Source organism: Sphingobium aromaticiconvertens (assembly GCF_037154075.1).
In the GTDB taxonomy this organism is placed as follows: domain Bacteria; phylum Pseudomonadota; class Alphaproteobacteria; order Sphingomonadales; family Sphingomonadaceae; genus Sphingobium; species Sphingobium aromaticiconvertens.
On the sequence record NZ_JBANRJ010000001.1, the window covers coordinates 3779892 to 3793117 of the forward strand.

Consider the following 13226-nt stretch of genomic DNA (forward strand, 5'->3'; position numbering starts at 1 on the left):
CAACACAAGGAGAAGAAATTCGCCCTAGTCCCCAACAATCCGTAACAGTTTGCGCTCCACCGGCGCCAGCACGCCATGCAGTTCCTGCCCGCGTTTCAGCACGGCCCCGGCCTCGCCGATCAGCGCCCACATGCCCTGCCGCAAGCGTAGTGCAGGGCGCTTCTCGATTCGAAATTCGGGTCGTTCGGTCGCGCGGCGGAAGGCGGAGAAGATCGCCGCATCCTTGCCCAGATCAATCGCATAGTCGCGCCAGTGTCCCGCCGACACCATTCGACCATAGAGATCCATGATCCGTTGCAATTCCAGCCGGTCGAATCCGATCTGCCCTGCGGTTCTATGACCGGATTGGCCACCCTGCGCCGGGAACGGTGTCACATTGGACATCAGGCCCGGTCGCGTTCCTTGAACAACGGCATATCGCCTTCATCCTTCGCCGCGGACGGGGCCTCGCGTTCCACGATCAGTTCGGCCAGCCGCTTGCGAAGTTGCTCGACCTCGCACTGCAACAGTTCCAGCTTCTGCTTTTCAGGGTCGAAACAATCGCTGCAAGGCGTGCCATAGGGCAGGAAATCGCGCTGATAGGCCGTGACATCGACCAGCATCTGCCGTGCCGGGATGCCGACCATCGTCGCCCCCTCCGGCACATCCTTGGTCACGACCGCATTGGCGCCGACGCGGGCGCGTGCGCCGACCGTCACCGGTCCCAGCACCTGCGCACCGGACCCGACAATCACGCCATCCATCAACGTGGGATGCCGCTTGCCCGCTATGCCATTGGCCGGGTCGGTCCCGCCCAGCGTGACATTCTGATACAGCGTTACATCGTCGCCAATTTCCGCCGTCTCACCAATCACGGTAAAGCCATGGTCGATGAAGAAGCGCTTGCCGATCTTCGCGCCCGGATGAATGTCGTTGCCGGTCAGGAAACGAGCGATATGGTTCACCAGTCGCGCCAGAAAATACAGCCGCACCCGATACAGCCTGTGCGCCACCCGGTGGAAAACCAGCGACCAGACGCCCGGATAGAGCAGGATTTCGGCGCGCGATCGCGGCGCGGGATCACGCGACTTGACCGAATCCAGATAGGCAATGAAATTGCGGAGCATACACGCGCCCTTTAAACCCTGAACCTTGTTGCGGATACATAGTCGCAAAGCCGCAATTTTTCCAGATGCCCCCTTAATTCCCCTTGGGTACCTCCAATAGAAACTTGCTTTGCAAAGCCTGAATTTCCTATCTAACAGGTAGACAATTAGTAAAAAGGCCACCGAATGATCGACGCCCTCTCGACGAATGCCAGTGATCTATGGCCTTTCATTCTCGTCGGTTTCGGGGCGCAAATTATCGATGGCGCGCTGGGCATGGCCTATGGCGTGATCTCGTCCACATTATTGCTCGCGCTTGGCCTGCCCCCCAGCCGCGCTTCTGCGAGCGTTCACGCGGCTGAGACATTCACGACCGGCGTTTCGGCCGTCAGCCACATTCTGCACCGCAATGTGGACTGGAACCTGTTTGCCAAGCTGCTGATCCCCGGCATCGTCGGCGGCGTCGCGGGCGCCTATCTCTTGTCCAACATCGATGGAAACGTCATCAAGCCCTTCATCCAGGTCTATCTGCTCGCCATCGGCATATATCTGGTCTGGCGCGGTTTCCGCATCCCTCCCAAGCATAAAAACCCTCGTCTGGTCGCGCCGCTCGGCCTGATCGGCGGTTTCATGGACGCCACCGGCGGCGGTGGTTGGGGACCGGTCGTCACGTCGAACCTGCTGCTTCAGGGGTCCAGCCCCCGGCATACGATCGGCACCGTCAACAGCGTTGAATTTTTTCTGACACTCTCGATCAGCATCACCTTCCTGTTCCATCTGGGATGGGAGACGTTCACGACCTACACGGTCGGCCTGCTGATCGGCGGCGTGGTGGCCGCGCCCTTTGGCGCGATGCTCGCCCGCCATGTCGCACCGCGTATTCTGCTGACGTCGGTCGGCGTGGTCCTGACGCTCACCTCCGCATTCGGCTTCGCCAAATGGCTTGGATATATCGGCTAAGGCACTTATATTCGACTTTCTGATTGAGGAAGTCACTTAAATGTCCAGCTATCTGCCGACCCTCAAGCAACTCCAATATCTGGTCGCGCTGAAGGAACATGGTCATTTCGGCAAGGCGGCCGATAGCTGCTATGTCACGCAATCCACCCTGTCGGCCGGCATTCGCGAACTGGAGTCGCTGGTCGGCATCACCCTGGTAGAGCGCACGCGCCGCGTGGTCCGCTTCACCGCGCTGGGCGACCGTATCGCTGAAAAGGCACACCGCGTCCTGCGCGAAGCGGAAGAATTGTCCGCCATTGCTGAGGCTTCGGGCAAGCCGCTGACCGGCGAACTGCGGATGAGCGTCATCCCCACTATCGCCCCCTTCCTCCTGCCCCGCCTGCTACCGCGCCTGCGGGCAGAGCGTCCCGAGCTTAAACTCTATCTGCGCGAGGAAGTGACGCAGGCCTCGCTCGATTCGCTGCGGCACGGCCATGTCGACTGCGTGTTGATGGCGCTTCCCTATGCGCTGGGCGAGCTGGATCGTGAGATTTTGTTCAGGGACAAGCTCTACGTCGCCTTCCCGCGCGATGATCCACGCGATCCGCCAGAATGGATCACGCCGGAGATGATCGACGAAAGCCGCCTGCTTCTGCTGGAGGACGGCCATTGCCTTAAGGACCATGCGCTCGCCGCCTGCAACCGCCCGGAATTGCGAGCGGAGGCGACGATGATGGGCACCTCTCTCCACACGATGGTGCAGATGGTCGACAATGGCCTGGGGCTGACGATGCTGCCTGAAATGGCGATTGCGGGCGGCATATTGGAGCATACCGGCATCGTCGCCCGGCCGCTTCGCTCAGAAAATGCAGCGCGCGATATTGCGCTGGTCTGGCGCCACAACAGTCCGCGCGAAAAGGAGTTTCGCCTGATGGCCGATCTGCTCCGCGCTGCCGCTGGCCCGGTGGGACAAACGGCGCAAGCCGCGTAATCACCGTCAGGCGACAGGCGGATCCCACCGCGCCTTCTGCACCTCATCCTCTGCCCGCGCCTCGACCCAGCGGGACACCCCATCGGCGAAATGCTCCTTCTTCCAGAAGGGCGCGGCGGATTTCAGCCAGTCGATCAGAAAGGCGCAGCTTTCCAGCGCCGCCGTCCGATGCCGCGATGCTGTCCCGACAAAGACGATTCGCTCCCCCGGTCCCAACCGCCCGACGCGGTGGATCACACGCACCGCCAGCAGCGGCCAGCGCTCCTGCGCCTGTTCCACGATTCGCTCGACCTGCCCCTGGGTCATCGCCGGATAATGATCGAGCTGGAGCGCGGTCAGCCCGCCCTCACCCCGCACGATCCCGGTAAAACTTGCGACACCGCCACCGCCAGAAGCCTCCAGCGCCGCCAGTTCAGCCGCGACGTCGAAATCCTCTTCCTGAATCGAGACCCGGCTCATCCGCCCGTCACCGGTGGAAAGATCGCCAGTTCGCGCGCTTCACCAACGGGCATATCAAGGGACACGAACGTCTGATCCATCGCAACCCGCACCCGCGCCCGGTCAGCCAGCGCCTCGGCATAGCCTCCACCCCGATCAGCCAGCGCGTCGATCAGGTCGGCCACGGTGGTGTCAGGGCTGGGCCGCTCGATTCGCTCTTCGTCGAGGCCAATCATCTCCCGCACCCAAGCGAAATAGAGGATGGTCAGCATCATCGGTCAGTCCATGTGCCGGATGCCGACACGCAGATAGTCCCAGCCGGTAATGGCGGTAAGGATGGCCGCGGCCCACAGCGTCACGATCCCCACCATCTGCACGAACGGATAATGCGGCACCGCGCCCGCCAGGATCAACGCGCCCAGCGACACGATCTGAAACGTCGTCTTCCACTTGGCCAGCTTCGACACCGGTACCGATACCTGCAATCCCGCCAGAAATTCGCGCAGCCCCGACACCGCGATCTCACGCAGCAGGATGATCATCGCAGCAACGATATGGATGCCTGCTATGTCACGGGTCGTGCCCAGCATAAGGATCACCGCACCGATCATGATCTTGTCGGCAATCGGATCCAGAAAAACACCCAGCTTCGACACCGTGCCCTGCGCGCGGGCCAGATAGCCATCGAAATAATCGGTGATGCCCATCAGGCAATAAAGCGCGAACGCCAGCGCATAGCCGGTCGTCCAGCGCGCGCCATTATCGCCCGGCCACAGCAGGGCAACCAGCAGCGGGACTGTGAAGATGCGCGAAAGCGTCAGCAAATTTGGCAGCGTCAGCATGGTCAAGCGCCTGCCACAGTCCGCGCGAACGCACAAGTCGGTGCGCGCGCGCCGGCGACGGAAGGCTCCTCTATCATTGGACAGGCGCGCAGGCAGCGGCTAGACATCCCCTCGCCTTATCACAGAAAAAAGACCCCCTTGCCCATGCAGGCCTCTCTCAGGCTATTGAACAAGCGGCGTTTTCTGCCGATTTTCATCACTCAGCTCCTCGGCGCCTTCAACGACAATCTGTTCAAGAACGCCATGGTGCTGTTCGTCGTGTACAGCGTTTATAATGACGAGCGATCGGAAACCTGGTTCAGCGCGATCGCGACCGGCGTCTTCATCCTGCCCTTCTTCCTGCTATCCGCCCTGTCAGGCCAACTCGCGGATCAGCGGGACAAGGCGAAGATTATTCGTATCGTAAAGGCGGCGGAAATCGGGATCATGATCGTGGGGGCCATCGGCCTTTCGCTGATCTGGACCGGCTTCGCTGTCCATAGCCTCGCCATCCCGCTGCTGCTCGCCGCGCTGTTCGCCATGGGTATCCACTCGACCTTTTTTGGCCCGATCAAATATGCGATTCTGCCCCAGCATCTGCACGATGACGAAGTGCTGGGCGGGACGGGACTGGTCGAGGCGGGCACCTATATTGCCATTCTCGCCGGCACCATATTGGCCGGGATCATCCCGATCGAGGCCGCGGCGATCGGCGTCATCGTCACCGCCTGCATCGGCTATTTCGCCGGGCGCTCGGTGCCCCCCGCCCCGTCGCTGATGGTGCCGCAGCCCATCGACTTCCACATCATCCGGTCGTCCATCACGCTGGTGCGCGGGACCATGCATGTACGGCGACTGTTCCTGGCGATCATGTCGATCAGCTTCTTCTGGACGATCGGCGCAGTGCTGTTCATCCAGTTCCCGCCGCTGGTGAAGAATGTACTGACCGCCGACAAGGCTGTTGCCAGCCTGTTCCTCGCCATTTTCTCGATCGGCATCGCCATCGGCTCGATCGCGATCAACCGGCTTCTGGGGGGCCATGTGTCGGCGAAATACGCGCCCGCATCGGTGATCGGCATGGCCGCCTGCCTCATCGCTTTTCACCTCGTCTGCCGCTTCTGGGTCGCCGCGCCCGACGGGCACCTCCTGTCCTTCCACGATTTCCTCAATCACCCCATGGCGATCCCGCTGTCGGCCTGCCTGCTGGGCGTGGCGACCTTCGGGGGCATGTTCGTGGTACCGCTCTACGCCTTCCTGACCACTACCGTCGAAAAGTGTGAGGCCGCGCGGACGGTCGCCGCCAACAATATCGTTAATTCGGGCGCGATGGTCGTCGGCTCGCTGATCGCCATCGGCCTCAGCATTGCAGGCATGTCGGTCATCGATCAACTCTTGCTGGTCGCGGCCATGTGCCCGCCCTGCGCCTGGCTGGCGTGGCGGCTGCATTGCGCCTGCGACTGACGGGCGCGGATCAGGCGATGAAGCTATAGAAGGCCGTGAAAAAAGCGGAAAAGCTCAACATGAAGAGCTTCCAGTCCTGATCGTCATTCGCCTGACGCCTGGCCTCTTTCCCGTCCGCATCGATGCGAAATACATGGGCGGGCAGCCGCTGGCGAAAGGGATGCCGGGCCGATTCGGTGGTGAGGACCAGAGGACGTGTTCGCATGATAGAGACGTTAACGCTTTCTTTACCTTTTCGGCCACTGGCAAACAGGGTTAACAAAAACCTGTCCCGCGCCGGGACAGGCTTGACTGTATCACCTATATAATACAGCATCGCGGAACGCATGAACGACGCTTTCACTCCACCCCCTCACCCGATCCCCACGCCCGCGCCGGATCAGCCCTTTGGCGCGGGTCCGCCCAGCGCCTTTGCGCCGCCCATGCCGTGGAAGAAGCGGATGCGGATCGTCGGCTGGGTGCTCGCCGGGCTGGTCGCGCTGCTGCTGCTGATCATCGCCTGGCTGGCGGTGACGGCGCCCCTGTCCCGCTCCCTGCAACCCATCGCCCCGCCCAGCATCAGCCTGATGTCGGCGGACGGGCACCTGATCGCCCGGCGCGGCGCGGTGATCGACAAGCCTGTCACCGTCGTCGAACTGCCACCTCATGTACCCCAGGCGTTCATGGCGATCGAGGATCGGCGCTTCCGCACCCATTGGGGCATCGACCCCCGCGGCATCGCGCGCGCGGCCTGGCATAATCTCTGGTCCGATGGCTCGTCTCAGGGCGGCAGCACCATCACCCAGCAACTGGCGAAGGGCGTGTTCCTGTCCAGCGACCGCACCTTCGGCCGCAAGGCGCGCGAGGCGCTGATCGCCTTCTGGCTGGAGGCGTGGCTGACCAAGGACGAGATCATGGAGCGCTATCTCTCCAACGTCTATTTCGGCGATAATGTTTATGGCCTGCGCGCGGCCTCGCTCCATTATTTCAACCGGAAACCGGAACGGCTGACGATCCCCCAGGCGGCGATGATGGCGGGCTTGCTGAAGGCGCCTTCGCGACTCGCTCCCACCTCCAACCTCAAGGGCGCACGGACGCGCGCCAATCTGGTGACGCAGGCGATGGTGGACGCGGGCTATCTGACAACGGCGGACCGCAACGCCCTGCGTCCCGCCCGCCTCGACGTGCGGGAGGAACCGGAATCGACCAGCGGTACTTATTTCGCGGACTGGGTTCTGCCCGAAGCGCGCGACCGCGCAGGCGCCGTCTATGGCGCGCAAAATGTGACGACGACGCTCGACTGGCGCATCCAGCGGCTGGCCGAGGCCGCAATCCGCCGCGCGCCGCTTGGGCAGGCGCAGGCCGCGCTGGTGGCGATGAAGCCCGATGGCAACGTCGTCGCGATGGTCGGCGGCAAAAATTACAAGACCAGCAGCTTCAATCGCGCGGTGCAGGCAAAGCGCCAGCCCGGATCGACCTTCAAACTGTTCGTCTATCTCGCCGCCTTCCGGGAAGGCATGACGCCGGAGGACGAGATTGACGACACGCCGATCACCACCGGCACCTATCGCCCGGCCAATCATGGTGGCAAATATCGCGGTCGCATCACCTTGCGGCAAGCTTTTGCCGTGTCCAGCAACGTCGCCGCCGTTCGCCTGACGCAGAAAGTGGGCGTGGACAAGGTCATCAAGGTCGCCCGTGACCTGGGCGTCACCGCGCCCTTGACCGAGGATTTGAGCCTTGCGCTGGGTACGTCTGAAATTCCGCTGATCGAACTGGCCGAAGCCTATGCGTCAGTCGCGGCGGGGGCTTATCCTGTGATGGCACACGGCCTGCCGCCCGAAGAACGCGGCTGGTTCGAAAAACTGATGGATCGGCAGCGCCGCTTTGGCGAGGATCAACTGGGCATGATCCGCGACCTCCTGTCATCCGCCGCCAATCGCGGCACCGGTAGCGCGGCCGCCTTGCGGACCAGTACATTCGGCAAGACCGGCACAACCCAGGACAGCCGCGACGCGATCTTCGTCGGCTATGCCGGTGGGCTGGTAACGGCGGTCTGGATCGGCAATGATGACAACGCCCCGCTACCCGGTGGCGCGGCGGGAGGCGGCATTCCCGCGCGCATCTGGCGCGATTTCATGGGCCGCGCGATCAATGAGCCGGTCGAGCAGGTCGAACCGGCGGAACAGGACAGCGATCTGGTCAATGCCATCGCCAATGTCACGGTCGAAACGGGCGTAGGCAACATGACGCTGGGGATCGACAGCGAAGGCATGACGGTCCGGCTAGGCCCGAACGGTACGCTGCGCCTGCCGACCGATACCCCCCTTCCCGACACAGCGCCGCCACCGCGCATCGCACCCACTCAGCCTCCGCTGGGCGAGGAGGAGCCAGTGCCGCAATAGGAGTGCGATGCATGAAGCGATGCAAGTCTCCACGTCAGGCGAGAGGGCGGGCTTAGGCGCAGATCAGTCGCGCGTACCCGCATAGCTGGCGCAGTTGAACCAGCCTAAGGACGTCCGGGATAGGTGGAGAGCGGAATGGGCGCGTTATGTGCCTTCATTCTTTAAATTTAATGTCCACTAGTCATCGATAGCCATCCACCTTCGCTCCCTCCCGACCACGCATAGCGCTGATCGAAACCGGGTAGCGCATCGCGATGCTTTACGTCACGCTGCGCCATCTGCGCCGCACAGGAGAGTCCCATGACCGCCAATCTGACCTTCTACACCAACCCCATGTCGCGCGGGCAGATCGCCCGTTGGATGCTGGAGGAGACTGGCGTACCCTATAAAACGGTCGTGCTGTCCTACGAAGGCGACATGCAGGATCCCGATTATCTGGCGATCAACCCGATGGGCAAGGTTCCTGCCATTGTCCATAATGGCGAAGTCGTGACAGAGGCCGCCGCGATCTGCGCCTATCTGGCCGATGCATTCCCCGAATTCGGCCTTGCTCCGCCAACCACGAGCCGCGCCGCCTATTATCGCTGGCTCTTCTTTGCCGCTGGTCCGGTCGAAGCGGCCGTCACAAACCGCGCGCTAGGTTTCGAAGTCAGCGAAGATCGCAGCCGTATGGCCGGCTATGGCAATTTCGATCGTGCGATCGATACGCTGGAAAAGGCGGTATCCTGCAATGCCTGGCTCTGCGGCGACCAGTTCACCGCCGCAGATGTCTATGTCGGTTCACAGGTGGACTGGGGATTGATGTTCAAATCCATTCCAACCCGGCCGGTGTTCGAGGCCTACGCCACCCGCCTGCGGGAGCGCCCCGCCTATCAGCGTGCCAAGGCCATCGATACGGACCTGATCGCGAAGATGCAGGCCAAAACCGACTGACACCCAACCGCTGACAACAAAAAGGCCCGGCGGATCGCTCCGCCGGGCCTTTTTTCTCATATGACTGCCGCGATCAGTCGCGATTGCCCATGAAGTTCAGCAGGAAGGTGAACATATTAATGAAGTCCAGATACAGGCTCAACGCGCCCATCACGACCGTCTTGCCCATCATGTCCGTGCCCGCGACATAGGCGTACATGGACTTGATCTTCTGCGTGTCATAGGCGGTCAGGCCGGCAAACAGCAGCACGCCGATGGCGCTGATCGCAAACTGCATCGCGGTCGACTTCAGGAACATATTGATGAGCATGGCGACCAACAGGCCGACGACACCCATGATCAGGAAGGTGCCCATACCCGACAGATCCTTCTTGGTCGTATAGCCCCACAGGCTCAGACCGACGAAAGCCGCCGCCGTCGCAATGAAGGTCTGGGCGATCGAAACGCCCGTGAACACCAGGAAGATCGACGACATGCTGAGACCCATCAGCACCGTGAAGGCCCAGAACATCCCCTGCACAGCCGCCGTGGAGAAGCGATTAATGCCAAAGCTCATCGCAAACACAATCGCCAGCGGCGACAACATGATCACCCAGCGCAGCGGCGTGTTCAGCACCTGCACCGCCAGGCCGCTGCTGGCGAAGAACATCGCCACCAAGCCGGTGAGCAGCACGCCGCTCGCCATATAATTATAAACCGACAGCATATAGGATCGCAGACCGGCGTCGAACGCCACGTCACGCGCGGCGGTGGCGCCGCCAAATCCCGCTACGCCCGGACGGGGGTCAGACCAGTTGGCCATGTCACATCATCTCCTTTGACGGCACCAATGCCGTTACCTGTCTATTATCGGATGAGCCGGGGCGCTTTTCAAGCAAAACCGGGCCTTTCTCTCGCAACTACAGATATGCGGGCCTATACTCGGTTAATGCATCGCCTATTTGTTGCCATACGCCCGCCTGCAGCAATTATCAGCAATATTTTGGCAATCATGTCGGGTATCGAGGGTGCCCGCTGGCAGAATGATGCCCAACTCCATATCACTCTACGATATATCGGCGAGGTGGATCGCCACAGGGCGCAAGACATCGCCGTAGCCCTGGATCACATCGCATTTGCCCCGTTCGAGATAGCGCTGTCGGGCGTGGGAAATTTCCAGCGGAAGGGGCGACTTGACAGTCTCTGGACAGGGATCACCCCCGTCGACCATCTTGAGCATCTGCATCGCAAGATCGACCGCGCCTGTATCCAGTGCGGCCTCCCGCCGGAGGGCCGCGCCTATCTGCCACATATGACCCTCGCCCGCTTCGGTCGCATCGCAGGTTCGGCCGACCACTTCATGGCTCAGCACGCAGGACTGATCAGTACGCCTTTCATGGTTCGCGACTTTTGCCTGTTCGAAAGCGAACTGGGTCAGGGCGGGTCAACATATCAACTGATTGAGCGTTATCGGGCAAATGAACCAGGGGCGTCCCTCTAAGGAACGCCCCAAAGTCAGTTCAGGACAGCGAAAGCACACCACAGGCCACACGCCCGCCAGCATTCCCTGCCGGATCGCTCACATTGTCATCTGGTGCTGCATGAACGACAATGGCCGCGCCATCTGCATCCAGCAGGGGCGTCGCTCCTGTGGTCAAGAGGCCACCCGCGACGACATATTCCATCTGGCCCGTGCCATCCGCACCGACCGTCATGTTGGGCATGTCACCCATATGCATACCCGCCGGATTATTCATGCCATGCTTGCGTGCAGTGGGATTCCAATGGCCGCCCGCGCTGGTGAAGTCGGGACCTGTGCAGGTGCCCGTCATATGGACGTGGACTGCATGAATTCCAGGCGTCAGCCCCGTGGCTTTGACAAGCACATGCAGGCCATCGCTCCCCTCTGTCACGCTCGCTTCACCGCGCGCCGCGCCATCGCCCGCCATCAACGAGGCTCGCGCCATGGGCGCCGCCTTCCCCACCCCTTCAGCCCCGGCGGTCGCACAAGCGCCCAGCGACAAAGCACATGGCAGACTCAAAAGAAGCGGCGCAATTTTCATGACGATCTCCATGGGCATTTCAAAAGGGAATCTTCCGCGAACGCGGAACAGACAGCTTTGTTGCGCGAAGCCGATCGATTGTCACGCGATAGCTGCGGATCAGCATCCGACCTTCCGATCTTGCTGTCGATGACCGCCCTTTCAGTATCGCCCATCATTCCTCCGGGCATACCGCAAGGCCCTTCATCAACACCAAGCGCCTGCGCGTTTCAGCGTGAAATGACCGAGCGTTGACTGAACAGGGCGCGCGCACCGCGATAAACCAAGCTTCGGCTCACACCCCCTCATTATAAAAACGAGATGGAAACGAAAAAGGGCCGGTCGTAAGACCGGCCCTCTCGTCATCCCAATCCACAAGGGACTGGATATGATCCTTACTGGCCCGAACCCGGACCGTAGGTGATTTCCACGCGACGGTTCTGCAGTTCGCGAACACCGTCGGCAGTTTCGACGCGGGGGTTGGCTTCACCAAACGCCTGGGTCGTCATCACGCCGTCAGGGATACCCTTCGACGCCATGTATGCCTTGACGGCATCGGCACGACGCTGGGAAAGACCAACGTTGTACGAGGCCGAACCCGAACGATCCGCATAACCTGCCAGCATGACCTGGGCGCTACCGCAATTGCTGTAGGCCGAAACCGCGTTGTCCAGGATGGTGCCCGCGTCAGGCGTGATGTCCGACTTGTCGAAGTCGAAGAACACGATGTACGGCCCAGGGCTGCACTCTGCCACTGGCGGAGGCGGCGGCGGGGGAGGCGGCGGGGGAGGCGGCGGCGGCGGGGGCGGCGGAGGAGCAGCCGGCTCACCAAAGTTGTACGCCAGGCCCAACAGCAGGCTGTGCGAACGGATCTTGGTGTCAACCGACGAACCAGCCGGACCGCCCAGGGCAGTGCCGTAAGCCGAAACCAGCTTGATATCGTCCTGGTTAAAGAAGCGATACTTCAGCGAGACATCGACATGGTCGGTCAGCGGGTAGCGAACGCCAGCGATTGCCTGCCAAGCGAAACCGGTGTCGGAATCGTTGACCAGATCGTTGGCGAGCTTGCCGCGCGAAACGCCGACACCGCCGCCGACGAAGCCCTGCAGGCCATCATCGGGACCGAAGTCGAGCAAGCCGTTCAGCATGAACGACAGGGCCGAAGTGGCGCCACCGAAGCCGCTGGCGTCCAGGTCAACTTCAGCGCGCTTGTAGCCCGCTTCTGCTTCCAGACGGAACCCACCGAAATCGTAACCGATCACGGCATCAGCATCCAGACCCTTATGATGGTCAGCGCTGATGGTACGGCTAGTAGTACCGGAATCGAAGGTCAGGTCGGCGTCTTCGACGATGGTTACGCCGGAGTCGATACCGACATACCAGCTATTGTCACGCGCCAAGGCCGGAGTGGCCAGGGCGGAGGTCGCAAGCGCAGCCGCGAGGGCAAGCTTCCGCATAGAAATCCCCTTTCAAAAGTGTCACGAAGGACTACTGAAATCCTTTATCGAGTGGAAAGTTTCATGGCAAGCGTACAATTGCCGAAACTGTTGCAAAAATATCTCAGAAACAGCAACTTCCAAGAGTTCGGCAGCCGTTGGCAGGCACATATCCACGGCGAAAAGCCCATTCTCTCAGGCGTCGATCAGCCCGTGATTTCGCATCGCCGTTAAAATTGCGGCGATAGCATCGCGAGAGGCTTCGTCGATCGTGCTTCCCCCCGCCGGGTCAGCGATGGCAGCAACCCTCTCACCCACGACGCGATTTCCACCCACATGCATGCCGTCCGCGCGCATCGGTCCGTCAATCCAGTCGGCGCCGTCAAAAATCATCGCATGTCCGCGATCGGCAACGCCTATCGCCAATCCCGCACGCGGCATGACGAAGCGCCACCCCCCTTCCGTCCAGCAGGCAATTGCGCTGTCCTGTCCCGTCCAGGCGCCATTCGCGCCGTCCGCCACGATCCAGCAGTTGCCGATCGCGAGCGAAACGGGCGGCTCAGCCAGATCCGCGCTTTCAACAATGCCGTGGAGCAGCATGTCGATCCGCGCCAACGCTTCGTTGTGAAACAATTCCTTCTGCGCTTGGCCTGCATGAAGCAGCGGCAAGTCCCAGCGCGGCGTTGCGTCCTGCGTCATCCTGTTGATCCTTCCTCA

General features: G+C 61.5%; 16 protein-coding genes. 6 read left to right on the forward strand and 10 right to left on the reverse strand.

The features are described 5' to 3' along the window. Nucleotides 1-24: 24 nt before the first annotated feature. Together WFR25_RS18060 and epsC are read right to left on the reverse strand one after the other, a co-directional pair. Nucleotides 25-384 carry a DUF2794 domain-containing protein gene (locus WFR25_RS18060; RefSeq protein WP_336972782.1) on the reverse strand — a complete coding sequence of 120 codons (360 nt, stop codon included), beginning with the start codon at nucleotides 382-384 and terminating at the stop codon, nucleotides 25-27. Next, nucleotides 384-1106: a serine O-acetyltransferase EpsC gene (epsC, locus tag WFR25_RS18065; RefSeq protein ID WP_336972784.1), complete on the reverse strand. Its 723-nt coding sequence runs from the start codon at nucleotides 1104-1106 to the stop codon at nucleotides 384-386. The genes WFR25_RS18060 and epsC overlap by 1 nt, the downstream gene beginning before the upstream one ends. Nucleotides 1107-1271: 165 nt before the next feature. Here epsC and WFR25_RS18070 point away from each other — a divergent pair, with 165 nt between their 5' ends. Both WFR25_RS18070 and WFR25_RS18075 read left to right on the forward strand, forming a co-directional pair. Continuing rightward, nucleotides 1272-2045: a sulfite exporter TauE/SafE family protein gene (locus WFR25_RS18070; protein WP_336972787.1), complete on the forward strand. Its 774-nt coding sequence runs from the start codon at nucleotides 1272-1274 to the stop codon at nucleotides 2043-2045. A gap of 40 nt (nucleotides 2046-2085) precedes the next feature. Beyond that, nucleotides 2086-3015: a hydrogen peroxide-inducible genes activator gene (locus WFR25_RS18075; protein WP_336972788.1), complete on the forward strand. Its 930-nt coding sequence runs from the start codon at nucleotides 2086-2088 to the stop codon at nucleotides 3013-3015. 6 nt (nucleotides 3016-3021) lie between these two features. Here the strand turns inward: WFR25_RS18075 and WFR25_RS18080 are convergent, their stop codons facing one another. From WFR25_RS18080 to pgsA, 3 genes are read right to left on the reverse strand one after another with little or no spacing between them, the layout of a single operon-like run. Continuing rightward, the gene (locus tag WFR25_RS18080; protein WP_336972789.1) at nucleotides 3022-3474 is read right to left on the reverse strand and encodes a molybdenum cofactor biosynthesis protein MoaE; all 453 of its coding nucleotides are present in this window, start codon (nucleotides 3472-3474) and stop codon (nucleotides 3022-3024) included. Continuing rightward, nucleotides 3471-3725, reverse strand: coding sequence for a molybdopterin converting factor subunit 1 (moaD, locus tag WFR25_RS18085; RefSeq protein ID WP_336974965.1), 255 nt, complete (start codon nucleotides 3723-3725; stop codon nucleotides 3471-3473). The genes WFR25_RS18080 and moaD overlap by 4 nt, the downstream gene beginning before the upstream one ends. A gap of 6 nt (nucleotides 3726-3731) precedes the next feature. Then, entirely contained in the window at nucleotides 3732-4295 is a 564-nt protein-coding gene (pgsA, locus tag WFR25_RS18090) for a CDP-diacylglycerol--glycerol-3-phosphate 3-phosphatidyltransferase (RefSeq protein ID WP_336972790.1), read from the reverse strand. A gap of 144 nt (nucleotides 4296-4439) precedes the next feature. Between pgsA and WFR25_RS18095 the strand changes: the two genes are divergently transcribed. Then, a complete protein-coding gene (locus tag WFR25_RS18095) occupies nucleotides 4440-5735 on the forward strand; it encodes an MFS transporter (protein ID WP_336972791.1) in 1296 nt (431 codons plus the stop codon). Nucleotides 5736-5745: 10 nt separating this feature from the next. Here the strand turns inward: WFR25_RS18095 and WFR25_RS18100 are convergent, their stop codons facing one another. Next, nucleotides 5746-5940, reverse strand: a complete 195-nt coding sequence (locus WFR25_RS18100; RefSeq protein WP_336974967.1) for a hypothetical protein — start codon at nucleotides 5938-5940, stop codon at nucleotides 5746-5748. Between the two features lie 121 nt (nucleotides 5941-6061). Here WFR25_RS18100 and WFR25_RS18105 point away from each other — a divergent pair, with 121 nt between their 5' ends. Both WFR25_RS18105 and WFR25_RS18110 read left to right on the forward strand, forming a co-directional pair. After that, a complete protein-coding gene (locus WFR25_RS18105) occupies nucleotides 6062-8119 on the forward strand; it encodes a transglycosylase domain-containing protein (RefSeq protein WP_336972792.1) in 2058 nt (685 codons plus the stop codon). 300 nt (nucleotides 8120-8419) lie between these two features. Next, a complete protein-coding gene (locus WFR25_RS18110; RefSeq protein ID WP_336972793.1) occupies nucleotides 8420-9052 on the forward strand; it encodes a glutathione S-transferase family protein in 633 nt (210 codons plus the stop codon). Nucleotides 9053-9125: 73 nt separating this feature from the next. Here the strand turns inward: WFR25_RS18110 and WFR25_RS18115 are convergent, their stop codons facing one another. Next, complete coding sequence (locus WFR25_RS18115) at nucleotides 9126-9854, reverse strand: Bax inhibitor-1/YccA family protein (RefSeq protein ID WP_336972794.1); 729 nt, start codon at nucleotides 9852-9854, stop codon at nucleotides 9126-9128. A 126-nt stretch (nucleotides 9855-9980) separates the two neighbouring features. Between WFR25_RS18115 and thpR the strand changes: the two genes are divergently transcribed. Further along, a complete protein-coding gene (gene thpR, locus WFR25_RS18120) occupies nucleotides 9981-10532 on the forward strand; it encodes an RNA 2',3'-cyclic phosphodiesterase (RefSeq protein WP_336974968.1) in 552 nt (183 codons plus the stop codon). Between the two features lie 19 nt (nucleotides 10533-10551). On the opposite strand, the gene WFR25_RS18125 is transcribed toward thpR, so the two are convergent. The 3 genes from WFR25_RS18125 to WFR25_RS18135 form a co-directional block, all read right to left on the reverse strand. Beyond that, nucleotides 10552-11094 carry a superoxide dismutase family protein gene (locus tag WFR25_RS18125; protein WP_336972795.1) on the reverse strand — a complete coding sequence of 181 codons (543 nt, stop codon included), beginning with the start codon at nucleotides 11092-11094 and terminating at the stop codon, nucleotides 10552-10554. 374 nt (nucleotides 11095-11468) lie between these two features. After that, on the reverse strand, nucleotides 11469-12530 hold the full coding sequence (locus WFR25_RS18130) for an OmpA family protein (protein ID WP_336972797.1): 1062 nt from the start codon (nucleotides 12528-12530) through the stop codon (nucleotides 11469-11471). A gap of 174 nt (nucleotides 12531-12704) precedes the next feature. Next, nucleotides 12705-13208 carry a DUF2793 domain-containing protein gene (locus WFR25_RS18135; protein ID WP_336972799.1) on the reverse strand — a complete coding sequence of 168 codons (504 nt, stop codon included), beginning with the start codon at nucleotides 13206-13208 and terminating at the stop codon, nucleotides 12705-12707. Between the last annotated feature and the right edge of the window lie 18 nt (nucleotides 13209-13226).